The sequence below is a fragment of the Mycobacterium sp. D16Q13 genome (genome assembly GCF_002013375.1).
In the GTDB taxonomy this organism is placed as follows: Bacteria; Actinomycetota; Actinomycetes; order Mycobacteriales; family Mycobacteriaceae; genus Mycobacterium.
The window spans coordinates 95,586-111,669 of record NZ_MAEW01000019.1 but is presented as its reverse complement, the minus strand read 5'-3'; the positions used below and the strand labels follow the sequence as shown (position 1 = coordinate 111,669).

Sequence of the window (16,084 nt, the reverse complement as noted above, 5' to 3'; positions counted from 1 at the left end):
GGGCGTATCGGGCTGACCGAATCCCCGTCACCGGATAGGAAGCGACGTCGCGATGCGAGCCTCTACGATGACGCGGTGGGGAATCTGTTGCTGCGGCCGCTACGCCTGTGGGTGATGTACCTGCCTCAACTGGCCGCGTGCTATCTGCTGGGTCTGTTGGGGCGCAATATCGCGATTGAATTGGCCGCGAAGTTCGGATGGAACAACTATCTGATCGTCGACCTCATCATGCCGTTCGCGGGTCTTGCCCGACTCGGTTCGATCATCGCGATGTTCCTGGTACTGCGCTCGGCCATTCCGTCGCTCTCCGTCCTGCCTAAGGCATCGTTGCGGCAGGTCGACCTCTTCTCGAGTGTCGTACTGCCGTTCTTTGCCATCTACCTCGCGTGGCAGATGTTCGCCGACGACTGGATCGCCTATGAGCACAAGGCGATGTACATACGTGTTGGTGCCGCCATGACACATTCGGGGCCGGTGCTAGATCTCTCGAATGTGCCGGTCACCAACCTGGTGTGGTACCTCATCGTGGGCGCGTTCGTTCTTCGATACGCCCTCAAACTGAAGTGGGTCGAAAGCCGGACGCCGACGTGGTTCGTCTTCATCAAGGTGTATCTGGACGCGCTCTGGGTGTTCTTGATCCTGTCGTTCGCAGCCAGTAAGGGCGTCACCTTCTTCCTCAAGCCGACCGCATGGTTCAAAGAACGTCGCATCGTTGTCTGGGCCGACACCACCCGCGCCGAACTCTTCTCCCATTTTCGGCCGCTGGAAGTCATCTGGAACGTGTTGACCAGTGCCCTGCATATCGCCTTCAGCGGCGCGGCGGTGCCCCTGATCTGGCTTGCGATTGCGGGAATCATCTACGGCACCTCAAACCGGGCGAGCTGGCGAGGCGTGCTGCGGCAGGTGGCAGGAAGTCACGGTGAGGTGGTCGCGGATCGTCTCGCGCCATCCCGGCAGCGCGTCGACCAGCGGCTATCCGGGCTCTCGGGCGAGACCCGGAAGAAGACTGCCGAGCTGGCGCTGTCGCAATTCGGCAAGTTTCGTCCCATCGCGGACTCCGCACGACTGGTCCTGCACGGTGGCTTTATCGTGCTGTCCAGTTATGTGCTGCTGTATCTCTGCCTGGCCTGGCTGGATATGTCGGATGGCTTCTACCGCCCGCAGATGCAGGTCGGCGGCTATCTTGTTCGCGGTTTCGCGTGGATACTGGGTCCGCATTCCGAGGAGTACTGGAATGCGGTCGGGCCTGTCCTGGCGGCACTCTCCGGCATTCTCGTTGCTTCACTGCGAGTTTGTCTCATCGCCTCGGTTTTCGCGCACTGTGTGGAACGTGCCGAAAGTGGTCATCAGTCCGCAGTCTCCGACGGCAGCAACAATCAGGGTGAGGTCGTGGACTACCCGGATACGGTGGATACGGATCCACATATCGATCTGACCGGACCACGCATCTGACTACGGAAGATCAAGCCGAACAAGGATTTTGCCGCCGATATTCTCGGTGATCTCCACGGCCTGAGGCTCGATGTCATCCGGCATGAGAAAGACGAACAACAGGTCACCTGGTCTTCCACACGATTGGGTAGATCCGTCCGGTGTCCGTACGCCACCGTTGTCGAATTCGGCCTTCCACATGTGCGTTCCATCGGTGATCCGCGCCGCACAGTACATATCGGCGGGCGGCGGCCCCGAGCGCTTGATTGTCACCAGGATGAGTTGAGTGCCTTTGGGCAGGACCGTGTTTAGCGGCCCCTGCCGCTTACCGAGACGCCGAATCTCGCCGAGCTCCCATGTCTGACCGTTCACGGCCGCGGATTGGCCGGCGGGGACCACGAACTCGGGACGGACGCTTGCCTGGTACTCGCGCCACGGTCCCCAGAAAGAGATGAAGGCGATGATCACGAACAAGACCACAACCGCCACCGTCGCGATGACGTTGCGAAACCAAAGCTTGTCTCGCAGGACGCCGCGCTGATTCCGGCGGTGTTTCGCGGAGTCGATCATTGTCATGGGGCGCCAACCTTGGTCTTGGCCAACGCCAGCACTGCGGAGCGGGGCGCATGGCTCGGGTCCAGCGGTACATCGATGATCAGCCCGGTGTCCCACTTATTGGTGCCTGTCGACACATACAACCGTCCGACGCTGACCCGGTTGACAAGTTCTGTCGGCGCCTCGAACACATAGACACCGGTCTGGGGAATCAACGGGTTCAGGATCGCTCCGCCCAGCGTTGAGAGACTCAACCGATCATCAGGGGTGTAAGCGTTTCCGTCGAGTTCGAGTGCGACGCGCGCCGAGGGCGCATCGAGTAGTGAGGTGATCGTCGCCGTCACAACCACCCACTGTCCCGACGTCGTGAGGTTGCGATTCTTGGGCAGTACACCCGTGTGTTTGACGACGGGCGCCACCGCGGCCTTGATCACGGTGACCGAGAAAAGCCTGCCGCTCACGGGACTGCCCGCACTGCCATGCACATCGAACGGTGCCTGCACATCCGTGGCATACGGCAGGCGGTGCCATACGAACACCGAGGCCGCCAAGATGGCGACGACAATGCCCACAGTCCCACCGATTCTGACGAGGGGTGGTAGGTCCCGAAATCCCTGGATGTTCATTTCGGGCTCCCCACTGCCACAACCGTCCTTGCGCTGCCCCCGACGCTCTGCCACCCTGCGCCGTAGATAACGTAGCCCTGTCCGTACTTACGGTATGGAACTTCCACCGTCACAGTCGATCCCACTGCGACAGCGGTGTCCGGAACACTCCAGACCAGAGCCACCTTTTCCGTCAGCCCAGGTTGGAGTTCGGTCAACATGGTTCCGTCCGACATGCGCAGGGCCGTCGGATCATGCGATGACGGCAGGTAGGTGTTCTGCGCGTCGGCGATATCGGGTAGCGCAAACATGGGCGAGACCCCGTCCGGCCCTTCACCATGATTGGTGACATCGGCCAGCACACCAAGGTACGAGCGGCCGGGCTTCTCCTTGAGCGTGAATCCGTTGCCGGCCAGCTTCTTGACCAAAGATGCCCGCTGCACGGTGATCGAGAATTCGTGGTTGTCGAAGGCCTGGCCGACGTTGAAGGTCTCGGGTGCCTTTTCTACCTTGTCAAGCCCGCCGAACCCCGCGGTGGTGAGCACCGCGGCGATCGCGACGACGTGCCACATCTGGATGAATTCGAGATCTTTCCACCAACTGCGGACGGTCTCGGACAGCCTGCCGAACACTCCACGCGGTGCCGGATCCGCAGTGACTATGGGGCCCGTGGTCGCGGCCGCTGATGAGTCACCGCCCACCGGGATGTTCTCCGGGCGACGCCACGCCGCGTTCGGGTCGTCCGGTATATCTCCCCCCGGACCGGGGCCCGACGATGTCGGGTCCGGCTCGCCGTCCATGGCTGGATATTAGCGGCTCTCGCCGCGCAGCACGTTGAGGCGGGCCAGCACCAGTTCACGCTGCTCGGCAACGCGTTCGGGCGCGGTGCCGCCCCGCGCACTGCGCGAGGCCACGGATCCGGACGTGGTGAGCACTGCGCGCACCTGTCCCGTCAGGTCCGGATGTATGGCCGCGAGCTCGTCATCGGTGAGATCTTCCAGGCCGACGCCGCGGGCCTCGGCGACACGAACCGCCTCCCCTGCCGCCTCATGCGCGATGCGGAACGGTACGCCCTGGCGCACCATCCACTCCGCCAGGTCGGTGGCGAGGGTGAACCCCGCAGGGGCGAGTGCCGCCATGCGTTCCGTACGGAACCGCAGCGTGGCGACCAGTCCGGCCGTCGCGGGCAAGAGCAGCTCCAACTGAGCCACCGAGTCGAACAGCGGCTCCTTGTCTTCCTGCAGGTCCCGGTTGTACGCCAACGGCTGCGCCTTCAACGTGGCGAGTAGGCCGGTGAGGTTTCCGATCAACCGCCCCGACTTTCCGCGGGCCAGCTCGGCGATGTCGGGGTTCTTCTTCTGGGGCATGATCGAGCTACCCGTCGACCAGGAGTCGTCGAGTTCGGCGTACCCGAATTCCGTTGTGCTCCAGAGGATAATGTCCTCGGACAGGCGCGACAGGTCGACTGCGATCATCGCGAACACGAAGGCGGCTTCGGCCGCGAAGTCGCGGGCCGATGTCGCATCGATCGAGTTCTCGGCGGCGGCAGTGAATCCCAGGTCCAATGCGATGGCGTCGGGGTCGAGGCCGAGCGAGGAGCCCGCCAGTGCGCCGGCCCCATACGGTGAGACGGCGGTGCGCCGGTCCCAGTCGACGAGCCGGTCCACATCGCGTAGCAATGGCTGTGCGTGTGCGAGTAGGTGGTGTGCGAGCAGTACCGGTTGTGCGGCTTGCAGATGCGTCTTGCCCGGCATGATCGCCTGCGGGTGAGCACCGGCCTGATCGGCCAGCGCCTGCACCACGTCGAGTACGCCGTCGGACACTCGCCCGGCCGCATCACGCAGCCACATCCGAAACAGCGTGGCGACCTGATCATTTCGAGACCGGCCGGCGCGCAGACGGCCACCGACATCCGCCCCGACACGCTCGATCAGGCCGCGTTCCAGAGCGCCGTGCACATCCTCGTCGGTGTCGGCGGGGACGAACTGTCCCGACGCGACGTCACGGTCTAGCTGCTGCAGCCCGTCCACCAGGGCGGACAACTGCTCATCGGTGAGCAGGTCCGCCTTGCGGAGTACCCGCGCATGTGCAATCGATGCCCGAATGTCGTACGGCGCCAACACCCAATCGAAATGGGTGGACTTGCTCAGCGCGGCCAGCGCGGGCGCGGGCCCACCGGCGAACCGGCCGCCCCACAGTGATCCCTCATTGGTACTCACTTCCCGGACAAGTCCCGCTGCGCGGAGATCTTCGACGACAGTCCATGGATATGCACGAAGCCCTTGGCGCTCGACTGGTCGAAGCTGTCGCCCTCGTCGTAGGTGGCCAGGTTGAAGTCGTACAGAGACTCGGCGCTGCGGCGACCGTTCACCGCGATGTTTCCGCCGTGCAGCACCAGACGGATATCACCGGACACGTGCTGCTGGGTGTCGGCGACGAATGCCTCCAGCGAGCGCTTCAGGGGCGAATACCACAGGCCGTCATACACCAGCTCGGCCCACTTTTGGTCGGTGTGCCGCTTGTACCGGCCGAGCTCGCGCTCCAGGGTGACGTGCTCCAGCTCCTCGTGCGCGGTGATGAGGACCATTGCGCCCGGGGCTTCGTAGATTTCGCGGCTCTTGATGCCGACCAGACGATCCTCGACGACGTCGAGACGCCCAACGCCCTGCGCACCCGCCCGCCGGTTGAGTTCGACGATGGCCTCCAACACGGTGACCGGGTTGCCGTCGATCGCGGTGGGCACGCCCTTGTCGAAGGTGATGATCAGCTCATCGGGTGCCCCCCAATTGAGCGTCGGATCTTCGGTGTAGTCGTACACGTCCTTGGTAGGAGCGTTCCAAAGGTCTTCCAGGAAACCGGTTTCCACTGCGCGACCCCACACGTTCTGGTCAATGGAGAACGGAGACTTCTTGGTTACATTGATCGGGATTTCGTTCTCGGCGGCGAATGCGATGGCCTTTTCGCGGGTCCAGGCGTAATCGCGCACCGGGGCGAGCACCTCCAGATCCGGTGCCAGCGAGGCGAACCCGACTTCGAACCGAACCTGATCGTTACCCTTGCCGGTGCAGCCGTGCGCGACGATCCCGCCGCCGTGCTCGCGTGCGGCATCCACCAGATGCTTGACGATCAGTGGGCGGCTGATGGCCGACACCAGCGGGTACCGATCCATGTAGAGCGCGTTGGACTGCACAGTCGGCAAGCAGTACTCGTTGGCGAATTCGTCGCGGGCGTCGATGACAACCGCTTCGACGGCGCCGCAGTCGATGGCACGCTGGCGCACCACCTCCATGTCCTCGCCGCCCTGGCCGAGGTCAATCGCGACGGCAACCACCTCGCGGCCGGTCTCCTTGCCGATCCAGCTGATCGCCACCGACGTATCGAGCCCACCCGAGTAGGCCAGGATTACGCGGTCAGAGGTTGTCATGATTCTCCTTTTAAGCAAGCTGTTCGAACTGTGCGGCGAGCTGGGCTCCGGTCAAGGGTTCGCGGGCGATCACCGCAATGGTGTCATCCCCCGCGATGGTCCCGACAACGTCGGGTAACGCGGCGCGATCGATCGCGCTGGCGAGATAGTGTGCGGCACCCGGCGGTGTGCGCAGTACCGCGAGATTACCGCTGGAGTCGGTCGCTACCAGCAGCTCCCCCAGCAACCGGGAGAGCCGGTCGGTGCCACCGGACACCCCGCGAACAGGGCTGCCGTCTTCGGGCACCACATACACCCCGACGCCGCCGTCGGCGGCGCGGAGCTTGACGGCACCGAGCTCGTCGAGATCTCGCGACAAGGTGGCTTGCGTGGTCTCGATGCCCTCGGCTGCCAGCAGCGCTGCCAGCTCACTCTGGCTGCGCACCGACTGGGTGGACAGCAGCGCGACGATGCGCGCTTGGCGCCCCGCACGGGTGTCGGCCGCATGTGAGGCCGTCATCGCTGCTCCAGCAGCCACACCAGTAAGGCCTTCTGGGCGTGCAGACGGTTCTCGGCCTCATCCCAGACGGCGCTCCGTGGACCGTCGATCACCTCATCGGTGATCTCCTCGCCACGGTGGGCGGGAAGGCAGTGCAGGACAATGGCTTCTGAGTCCGCCACGCCGAGCAGATCCTCGTTCACCTGGAACGGCCGGAACGGCCGGACCCTGTCGAGCCCGTCATTCTCCTGGCCCATGGAGGTCCAGGCGTCGGTGACGAGCACATCTGCGCCGGCCGAAGCGGTCCGAGGATCAGCGGTCACGGTCACCGAAGCGCCGGTGCTGGCGGCGATCCGCTCGGCTTGGCTGACGTATTTGACATGTGGCGCAAACCCATTGGGCGCTGCGATCGTCACGTGGATGCCGGCGGTGACGCCACCGACCATCAGTGAGTGCGCCATGTTGTTCGCGCCGTCACCCAGATACGTCAGCCGCAACCCGGCCAGCGAGCCTTTACGTTCGGCCAGTGTCTGCAGATCCGCGAGCACCTGGCAGGGATGGAAGTCGTCAGACAGGGCGTTCACGATCGGCACCGTGGACCCGGAAGCCATGGCGGTCAAGCGTTCCTGTGCGTAGGTCCGCCACACGATGGCTTCCACGTAGCGGGACAGCACCTGTCCGGTGTCCTCGAGAGTCTCCTCGCGACCCAACTGCGTGGTACGGCTGTCGACGACCACGGCGTGCCCGCCCAGCTGCGCTATGCCCATCTCGAAGGAGAAGCGGGTTCGGGTGGAGTTCTTCTCGAAGATGACGGCGACCCCGTGGGGCCCCTCAAGCGGCCGCCGCGAAAACGGTGCCTTCTTGAGCTCGGCGGCCAGCGTGAGGACTTCGGCCTGCTCGGCCGGTGACAGATCGTCATCCCTGAGGAAATGGCGAATTGACCTCGAATTACTCATGCCAGCTCCTGTCCTGCCGCGGTATCGAGGATGCCGGGCAGCGCGGCGACGAACTCCCCGATCTGTTCATCGCTGATGATCAGCGGTGGGGCCAGCCGCAGCACATCGGGTGCGGCGGCGTTCAGAAGGAAGCCGGCCTCGCGTGCCGCGGCCTCGGCGGCCTTGGCGCGCTGTTCCGTCAGGACTATGCCCAGGAGAAGTCCGGCGCCACGCACCCGTGCGACCAACGGATGGTTCAGCCCTTCGATGGCGTGACTCAACGACTTTCCGGCCGCGGCAGCATGGTCGACGAGGTTCTGCTCGTCGAGGACCCGCAGGACCGCCAGAGCCGCCGCCGCACACACGGGATTGCCGCCGAATGTGCTGCCGTGCAGACCCGGAGTGAGCAGCTCCGCGGCTGCCCCGGTCGCGATACAGGCGCCGATGGGCAGCCCGCCGCCGAGCCCCTTGGCCAGCGTGACGATATCGGGGGTAATACCCACCTGTTGGTGCGCGAAAAATGTTCCGGTACGCCCAATTCCGGTTTGTACCTCGTCGAGCACCAGCAGCGCACCGTGGCGGGCGGTGATCTCCCGTACCCCGGCGAGGTAGCCCTCCGGCGGAACCACCACTCCGCCTTCACCCATGATCGGTTCCAGGAAGACCGCGGCGGTGTCCCCATCGACTACAGCCTCGATGGCAGCCAGGTCGCCGTAGGGTACGTGAACCACCCCTGCGGGCAGCGGCTCGAACGGGGCCTGCTTGGACGGCTGGCCGGTGAGGGCGAGCGACCCCATGGTTCGGCCGTGGAAGGCGCCCTCGGCCGCTACGACTTTCGTGCGTCCGGTCAGGCGGGTCAGCTTGAGCGCGGCCTCGTTGGCTTCGGTGCCGGAGTTGCAGAGAAACACCCTGCCGGGAACACCCAGCCGCGCGATGAGCGCCTCGGACAGCTCGATGCCAGGACCCGTCGCGTACAGATTCGACGTGTGGCCGAGCGTGCAGAGCTGATGTGTGACGGCATCGATGACGGTCTGGTTGCGGTGGCCTAATACGTTGACGGCGATGCCGCCCAACAGATCCAGGTACCGCTTGCCGTCGACGTCGGTGACGACGGCGCCGTCGCCCTCGGCAAGGACGACCGGCGGTGTGCCGTAGTTGTTCATCATGACGTTTTCCCAGCGCTGCTGAGTCTCACTGGTACTGCTCATGATTGGCTCCTGACGATTGTCCCGACACCCTCGTCGGTGAATAGTTCGACCAAGACGCAATGCTCCACGCGCCCGTCGATGATGTGGGCGCTGGGCACTCCACCGTCTACCGCACGCAGACATGCCTCGACCTTGGGAATCATCCCCGATTCCAGGGCGGGAAGGAGCCCACGCAGATCCTCGGCGGCTATAGCGGTAACCAGCGATCCCCGATCCGGCCAGTCGGTGTACAGCCCCTCGATATCGGTGAGCATCAGGAGGCGCTCGGCGCCAAGGGCTTCGGCGAGCGCACCGGCCGCCGTGTCGGCATTGAGGTTGTGGACCACACCGTCCGCGTCGGGGGCAAGGGTGGATACCACTGGGATGCGTCCGGCATCGATCAAGTCGAGGATCGCTTCCGGATTTACCTGTGCCACATCACCGACCAGTCCGATATCGGTCTCGACGCCATCTACGGTCGCGGTACGCCGCACGGCCGTGAACAGTTGCGCGTCCTCGCCGGTGATCCCCACCGCGTAGGGTCCGTGGCTGTTGATCAACCCGACGAGCTCGCGGCCGACCTGGCCGAACAGCACCATGCGTGCGATGTCCAGCACTTCCGGCGTGGTGACCCGGAAACCGCCCTTGAACTCGCCGGACACGCCGAGTTTTTTCAGCATCGACGTGATCTGCGGGCCGCCGCCGTGTACGACGACAGGATGGATACCGCAATTGCGGAGGAAGACCATGTCTTCGGCGAAGGCCGTTTTCAGGGCGTCGTCGGTCATGGCGTTGCCGCCGTATTTGATCACGACGATGGCGCCGTGCAGCTTCTTGAGCCACGGCAGCGCCTCGGCCAGCACCCGTGCTTTTTTCGGGGCCTTCATGAGCTGTACGCCGAATTCTCTTCGACGTAGGCATGCGAGAGATCGGTGGTCCGGATGGTCGCCGTCTGATCTCCGGCGCCGAGGTCGATAAGCACTTCGACATCCGGCCCGGACAAGTCGATATCACGGGCACCCTGGACGCCGGTGCAGTTGGCGCATACCAGGTTTCCGTTGAATGACACGGTGACGCGATCCGGGTCGAGGTCTATCGGAGCCATTCCCACCGCTGCGAGCACCCGACCCCAGTTGGGGTCTGAACCGAAGAGGGCGGTCTTGACAAGACTGTCGCGAGCGACGGTCCGCGCGGTGGCGACCGCGTCGTCCTCGCTGACGGCGCCGGTGACGGTGATCAGGATCCGTTTGGTGACACCCTCGGCATCGGACTGCAGCTGCGCGGCCAGGTCGTCGCAGACCCGGGCGACCGCCGCGGCGAATTCCTGGGCATCGGGCGTGATCTCGCTTGCCCCGGAGGCCAACAAGAGCACGGTGTCGTTGGTCGAACAGCTGCCGTCGACGTCGAGCCGGTCGAAGGTGCGAGCGGTCGCCGCCCGCAACGCGGAATCAAGCTGCGCGGCAGGCACGGCGGCGTCGGTCGTGATGACCACGAGCATGGTCGCCAGCGAAGGCGCGAGCATGCCCGCGCCTTTGGCCATGCCGCCCACCGTCCAGCCGCCTTTATGGTGCAGCGCAGCCTCTTTGGGCACGGTATCGGTGGTCATGATGGCGTGCGCGGCATCGGTACCGCCGCCCAGGCCTCCGGCCAGCTCGTGCACGATTTCCCGCACCCCGGCCAGCACCTTGTCCATGGGCAGCCGGTCGCCGATGAGCCCGGTGGAACACACGGCTACCTCAATGGCCCCGGTCTCGGTGCCCCAGTCGCTGAGGGTCTTCGCAACCTCTTCCGCGGTGGCGTGGCTGTCCTGAAATCCGAGTGGTCCGGTGCAGGCATTCGCTCCGCCGGAATTGAGAATCACGGCGCGCAGGCGGCCCGTGGTGAGTACCTGCTGTGACCAGAGCACCGGTGCGGCCTTCACCTTGTTGCGGGTGAATACGCCCGCCGCGGCGTAGTCCGGCCCCTCGTTGAAGACCAGGGCAAGATCGGGCCTACCGGACGCCTTGATGCCGGCGGCGATTCCGGCCGCCTTGAAACCTGCGGGGGCGGTGACACCCTGGGTGCGCACCAGAGGTGACGTCGCAGCGGTCACGGATGAGCCGCTGGCGCGAAGACCATCGGTCACGGTGCCACCCCCACGAAGGTCAGGCCGTCGCCCTCGGGCCAACCGAGGGCGAGGTTCATGGATTGAACCGCGGCCCCGGCGGTGCCCTTCACGAGGTTGTCGATGGCTGCGATCGCCACCAACACACCCGCATCGGGGTCGACGGCGAGGCCGATGTGTGCGGCGTTGCTCCCCGATACCGCCTTGGTGGTGGGCAATTGCCCTTCGGGAAGTACATGGACGAAAGGCTCATCGCGATATGCCTCCTCGTAGGCCTCGCGGATGTGAGCCAGCGTTGCCGTGGTCGGCGCTGTACACGTGGCAAGGATGCCGCGGGGCATGGGGACGAGCACGGGGGTGAAGGAGACGGTGACCGGCTTGCCCGAAGGATGATTCAGTCCCTGAGCGATTTCCGGGGTATGCCGATGCGCACCGGCAACGTTGTAGGCGCGCGCGGATCCCATCACCTCGGAGGCCAAGAGATCGGCCTTGGGGGCACGTCCGGCGCCCGTGGTGCCACTCACCGCCACCACGGTGGCCGAGGGTTCCACGAGGCCCGCCGTCACCGCGGGAGATAACGCCAACAGTGCCGCCGTCGGATAGCAGCCGGGAACTGCCACGCGCCTGGTGCGGTGCAGGGCATCGCGCTTGCCTGGAAGCTCGGGCAAGCCGTACGGCCAGCTTCCGGCATGCTTTGAGCCGTAGTAGCGCTGCCACGCGGCGGCATCGGTCAGCCGAAAGTCCGCACCGCAGTCGATGATGAGGGTCTGCGGCCCCAGCTCATCGGCGATCTTGGCCGAGGAACCGTGCGGGAGCGCGAGGAACACCACGTCATGACCCCGCAACAGTTTGGGATCGGTGGGCTGTAGTTTGTGGTCAGCCAAAGGTGTCAGATTCGGGTGATGCTCGATGAGGCTGGTGCCGGCATTTGAGCCAGCGGTCAGCACCCCGATGCGCAGGCGGCCCGCAGCGTACGCCGGATGTGCGAGCAGCAGACGCAAGATCTCACCGCCGGCGTAGCCGCTGGCACCGGCGACCGCGACCGAGAACCCAGTAGTCATGAGACCAATTCTGTATCATTATGCAGACAAGCGCAAATATATTCGACCGATGCCGTGGAATTCGCGGTCAACCTCAACTTGAGCTAAACGGTGTAATGCCCGGTTCCCACAGCTACGGTGGAAGTAGCTGGCGAATAGCGCCAGCAGTCGATAACGAGCGAGAAGGGAGCCTTCCATGTCGGATCGTGCCGATCGTCAGCGCCAGGAGCAGCACCGCGAGCAGGCTGACCAGCGCCGGGGACAGTAAGACCTGCTAGGCGCGTTGGGTTGCCCCGACGCGCTCGGCCGCAGAGGCCACCGCCGTGATCCGTGCGGCGGTGGCCTCGTCTTCTGTCAGGGTGCGGTCAGCCGCCCGGAAACGCAGCCGGAAGTTCAACGATTTGTTGCCTTCGCCCACTTGCGGTCCGGTGTAGACCTCCACGAGCCGCACATCTTCGATCAGATCGCCCGCACCGTCACGCAGCGCCTCGGTGACCGCATCGGCAGGCACCGTCTCGGCGACCACCAGCGAGACGTCCTGAAGAACCGCTGGAAACGGCGAAATCCTTGGCGCGGGAAGCGGATTAGTGACGGGAAGCGCATCGAGGTTGAGTTCCAGAGCGCATGTGCGCTTAGGCAGCCCGAGCCGCTCGATCACCGCCGGATGCAGCTCACCGGCATGCCCGACAACCTGGCCGCCGGCCACAATCTCTGCGCACCGTCCCGGGTGCCAGGGCAATTCATCGCCGGCCCGCAGCGAAAGATCCACATAAGCAGCACGCCCGATGATCCGCGCCGCCTCCAGAGCATCGGTGACATCCGCGGCACGTCCACGCCCCCACGGCCCACTCGGCTCGCGCACCCCGGCCAGCACAAGCGCCACATGGACCGGCTGCGCGGGCAGGGATTCGAGCAGTGCGGTCAGCTCGGCCTCGGAGGGGCGATCGGTGACATCGAGCAGCGGGATCGCCCGGGTCTCCGCGGTGGGCCGCACGACCTGACCGATGGTGAACAGTGCTACATCGGGGGTCCCGCGAGAAATATTGCGCGACAAGGCTTCGAGCACACCAGGCAACTGGGTGCTGGCCAGCTCGGGGCGATCGGATTCCAGCGGGTTGAGAACCTTAGTGGTGCGGCGGCGCGCATCGTCGCCGTCCAGCCCCCATGCGTCGAATACCCCAGCCGGCAAGAAGGGCATCGGCAAGATCTCGGTGTATCCGCTGAGGGCCAACGACTTCCCTACCGCACGGCGACGGCGTTGCGTCGGGGTAAGACCGCCGCCTTGTGGCGCCGCAGGCAGAATCGACGGGATGTCTTCCAGGCCTTCGAGTCGCAGTACCTCCTCGACCAGGTCGGCACCCTCGACAATATCGGGGCGCCAGCTCGGCGGTATCACCCGCAGTGTGTCGCCCTCGGCAACCACCTCGGCGCCGATCTGACGGAGCCGGCGCTCTGCCACTCCCGCGGCGTAGGTGACTCCGGCGACGCGTTCCGGCAGGTCGGCGGCGATGACGATCTCAGACCGGGCTTCCGCGTCCGCGGACCAGTCGGTGAGCTCGGCAGGCGTGCTGCCGCCAGCGATCTCACGCAGCAGAGACGCGCAACGATCAAGCGCAGCAACGGATATCGCAGGATCGACGGAACGTTCGTAACGGCGCCCCGCCTCGCTGTGCAGGTGCAACCGTCGTTGAGTGCGCAGCACCGCGGCCGGATCCCACACCGCGGCCTCAAGGAGCACGTCCGTGGAGTCGTCGCGCATTTCGGTGCTACCTGCGCCCATCACACCACCGATGGCGGTGACACCGGCGTCGTCTGCGATCAGGACGTCGCCGGGTTCGAGCGTGCGTTCTACGTCGTCGAGGGTGACCACCGTTTCACCGGGTGTGGCGAACCGCACCCGGAAATCCCCGCTGATCCGGGCGTTGTCGTGCGCGTGCATGGGATGCCCGATTTCGAGCATCACGTAGTTGGTGGCGTCCACCGCCGGCGAGATGGTCCGGATACCGCAGAGCATCAGCCGGCGCTGCAGCCACCATGGCGATACCGCCGCCGGATCGATGCCGATGACGGGACGCAACCCGAAGCGCTTGACTCCGGTCCCGGCATCGATATGCACGGGCAGCGACGGCCCGTCGACCGGGAGCGGCTGTACCGCAGCGGGATCGACGAACTCCAGGTCGTACGCACACGCCAGGTCGCGTGCCAGTCCGCGAACGGACAGGCAGTATCCACGATCGGGCGTAATCGACAGATCGAAGACGGCATCGTCAAGTCCGACGACCTCGATGGCATCGGCACCAGGCTTGGCGGTCCCCGGGGGCAGCACCAGAATGCCGGCCGATTCCGACCCGAGCCCGAGCTCGGTCGTCGAGCAGATCATCCCGTCCGAGGTGTGTCCGTAGGTCTTTCGTGTCGCGATAGCGAAGTCACCGGGCAACGTGACACCCGGAAGTGCCACCACCACGAGGTCATCGACCGCGAAGTTGGACGCACCACAGACGATTTCACGAGGCTCCGCCTCACCGACGTCGACCAGGCAGAATCGGATCGGCTTCTTGAACTCGGTGAGCTCGGTGATCTGGGCGACTCTTCCGACCACGAGCGGACCGGTAACCGGTCCGGGAACGATGACCTCTTCCACTTCGTGGCCGATGCGGATCAGCGCTTCCTCGATATCCGCGGGAGCGGCGGAGAATTCCGGGGCACCGGCGCGCAGCACCTCGATAAGCCAGCTGTAGGGAATACGCATCAGGCACTCACCCCGAACGGAAGACTGAAGCGCACATCGCCTTCGATCATGTCGCGCATGTCGGGAAGGCCGTTACGGAACTGCAGGGTGCGCTCCAATCCCATGCCGAATGCGAAACCGCTGTATTCGTCGGGATCAATACCGCTGGCTCGCAGGACATTCGGGTTGACCATGCCGCAGCCACCCCATTCAACCCAGCCCGCACCACCCTTCTTGTTCTCAAACCAGACATCTACCTCGGCGGACGGTTCGGTGAACGGGAAGAAGTGTGGACGCATCCGGGTGTGTGCCTGCGCCCCGAACATCGCCCGGGCGAATGCGTCGAGGGTGCCCTTGAGATTGGCCAGGGTGAGTCCGCGGTCCACCGCGAGCCCTTCTACCTGATGGAAGGCGGGCAGATGGGTGGCGTCGATCTCGTCGGTGCGGAAGGCACGGCCCAGCGAAATCACATAGACGGGCAGCTCGCGTGCCAGCAGGGTGCGGACCTGCACCGGTGAGGTGTGTGTGCGCAGCACCTGCCGGGAATCCTCAGGGGCGATGTAGAAGGTGTCCTGCGTACTACGTGCCGGGTGATCGGGCAGGAAGTTGAGGGCATCGAAATTGAAATGCTCGGTTTCCACCTCGGGGCCATCGGCCACCTCCCAGCCCATCGCGACGAAGGTATCCGCGATGTGTTCGGAGAGAATCGTGATCGGATGGCGCGCGCCGATGGCCTGCCGTGTCGACGGCAACGTCACATCGACACGTTCCGCGACGAGTACCGCCGCGTCACGTTCGGCACGCAGTGCTTCCAGCCTGGCGTCGTACGCCTGTTGCGCCTGGGTGCGCGCGGCGTTGACGAACTTGCCGGCCTCGGCCCGTTGCTCCTTCGGCAGAGCGCCGAGAGCCTGACGGGCCAGTGCCACGGGCGACTTCTCCCCCAGATGATCGATCTTCGCCTGCGCGAGTGCGTCCAGGTCGCCCGCGGCGTCGAATGCCGCCCGCGCCGCATCAACGGCGCTCGTCAGAGTTCTCTCTGATGGGTCCACTGAAGGATCCTGCGAGTGATCAGCCACGGATGCCGATCATAGGGTAAGACGCGTTAACCACCTTCCGGTCATGCCAGACGGGCATGACCGGCGCGGCCTAGTGTCGACGATGTGAATGGCGAAGCAGTGCGCCGCTGGATCTTCGAAAGACATTGTCACCCGGTGAGCGCGTGGTCGCGATGGGCGAGCACACCGCTGTTGCTCGTACCGGTATGGACCCGGCAGTGGCGGTGGGCAATCCCCATCGGCGTCTGGCTCGTGATCAACCCGGTCGTGACACCGCCGCCCCGGGATGACAGGTCGTTTGCCACTCGCGCCATACGTGGCGAGGAGATCTGGATGACCAAACCCACATCGGATAGCGCCCTCACCACGTTGAGCCTCCTCGGCAGCACCGCCCTGGTCTCGGCGCTGGTGGCCGCATGGCGCCATAGGTGGGCCGGGGCGACAGCGGGCACCGCGATATCGATGGTGATCACGCTGCTGGCCTGGCGTCGCTACGTCCGAATCTGGGCGACAACCCCGAGCCGACGGTAATGTCTGATTTC

Annotated in this window: 15 protein-coding genes; 2 read left to right on the top strand and 13 right to left on the bottom strand. The window is 65.0% G+C overall.

The genetic code is table 11. From position 1 onward, the window contains the following. Positions 1–75: 75 nt before the first annotated feature. Complete coding sequence (locus B4400_RS20035; protein ID WP_078312323.1) at positions 76–1,452, top strand: hypothetical protein; 1,377 nt, start codon at positions 76–78, stop codon at positions 1,450–1,452. Here the strand turns inward: B4400_RS20035 and B4400_RS20030 are convergent, their stop codons facing one another. From B4400_RS20030 to pheS, 13 genes are all read right to left on the bottom strand, one after another. Continuing rightward, positions 1,453–2,007 carry a hypothetical protein gene (locus tag B4400_RS20030; RefSeq protein WP_078312322.1) on the bottom strand — a complete coding sequence of 185 codons (555 nt, stop codon included), beginning with the start codon at positions 2,005–2,007 and terminating at the stop codon, positions 1,453–1,455. Next, positions 2,004–2,612 (bottom strand): hypothetical protein, encoded by a 609-nt coding sequence (locus tag B4400_RS20025; protein WP_078312321.1) that lies wholly within the window; start codon positions 2,610–2,612, stop codon positions 2,004–2,006. Before B4400_RS20025 ends, B4400_RS20030 begins: the two co-directional genes overlap by 4 nt. Then, positions 2,609–3,391 (bottom strand): DUF4352 domain-containing protein, encoded by a 783-nt coding sequence (locus tag B4400_RS20020; RefSeq protein WP_078312320.1) that lies wholly within the window; start codon positions 3,389–3,391, stop codon positions 2,609–2,611. The genes B4400_RS20025 and B4400_RS20020 overlap by 4 nt, the downstream gene beginning before the upstream one ends. A 9-nt stretch (positions 3,392–3,400) precedes the next feature. After that, positions 3,401–4,810 carry an argininosuccinate lyase gene (argH, locus tag B4400_RS20015; RefSeq protein WP_078312319.1) on the bottom strand — a complete coding sequence of 470 codons (1,410 nt, stop codon included), beginning with the start codon at positions 4,808–4,810 and terminating at the stop codon, positions 3,401–3,403. Then, positions 4,807–6,015 (bottom strand): argininosuccinate synthase, encoded by a 1,209-nt coding sequence (locus B4400_RS20010; RefSeq protein ID WP_078292666.1) that lies wholly within the window; start codon positions 6,013–6,015, stop codon positions 4,807–4,809. The genes argH and B4400_RS20010 overlap by 4 nt, the downstream gene beginning before the upstream one ends. 10 nt (positions 6,016–6,025) lie before the next feature. Then, a complete protein-coding gene (locus B4400_RS20005) occupies positions 6,026–6,514 on the bottom strand; it encodes an arginine repressor (RefSeq protein WP_078312318.1) in 489 nt (162 codons plus the stop codon). Continuing rightward, entirely contained in the window at positions 6,511–7,449 is a 939-nt protein-coding gene (gene argF / locus B4400_RS20000) for an ornithine carbamoyltransferase (RefSeq protein ID WP_078312317.1), read from the bottom strand. The genes B4400_RS20005 and argF overlap by 4 nt, the downstream gene beginning before the upstream one ends. After that, positions 7,446–8,636, bottom strand: coding sequence for an acetylornithine transaminase (locus tag B4400_RS19995; RefSeq protein ID WP_078312316.1), 1,191 nt, complete (start codon positions 8,634–8,636; stop codon positions 7,446–7,448). The genes argF and B4400_RS19995 overlap by 4 nt, the downstream gene beginning before the upstream one ends. Further along, a complete protein-coding gene (argB, locus tag B4400_RS19990; protein ID WP_078312315.1) occupies positions 8,633–9,502 on the bottom strand; it encodes an acetylglutamate kinase in 870 nt (289 codons plus the stop codon). The genes B4400_RS19995 and argB overlap by 4 nt, the downstream gene beginning before the upstream one ends. Beyond that, complete coding sequence (argJ, locus tag B4400_RS19985) at positions 9,499–10,707, bottom strand: bifunctional glutamate N-acetyltransferase/amino-acid acetyltransferase ArgJ (protein ID WP_078312359.1); 1,209 nt, start codon at positions 10,705–10,707, stop codon at positions 9,499–9,501. Before argJ ends, argB begins: the two co-directional genes overlap by 4 nt. 29 nt (positions 10,708–10,736) lie before the next feature. Then, the gene (gene argC, locus B4400_RS19980; RefSeq protein WP_078312314.1) at positions 10,737–11,780 is read right to left on the bottom strand and encodes an N-acetyl-gamma-glutamyl-phosphate reductase; all 1,044 of its coding nucleotides are present in this window, start codon (positions 11,778–11,780) and stop codon (positions 10,737–10,739) included. A 253-nt stretch (positions 11,781–12,033) separates the two neighbouring features. Continuing rightward, positions 12,034–14,508 carry a phenylalanine--tRNA ligase subunit beta gene (gene pheT / locus B4400_RS19975; protein ID WP_078312313.1) on the bottom strand — a complete coding sequence of 825 codons (2,475 nt, stop codon included), beginning with the start codon at positions 14,506–14,508 and terminating at the stop codon, positions 12,034–12,036. After that, entirely contained in the window at positions 14,508–15,563 is a 1,056-nt protein-coding gene (gene pheS / locus B4400_RS19970; RefSeq protein ID WP_139360385.1) for a phenylalanine--tRNA ligase subunit alpha, read from the bottom strand. The genes pheT and pheS overlap by 1 nt, the downstream gene beginning before the upstream one ends. A gap of 84 nt (positions 15,564–15,647) precedes the next feature. Here pheS and B4400_RS19965 point away from each other — a divergent pair, with 84 nt between their 5' ends. Then, positions 15,648–16,073, top strand: a complete 426-nt coding sequence (locus tag B4400_RS19965) for a DUF6653 family protein (RefSeq protein ID WP_139361499.1) — start codon at positions 15,648–15,650, stop codon at positions 16,071–16,073. Positions 16,074–16,084 lie beyond the last annotated feature (11 nt).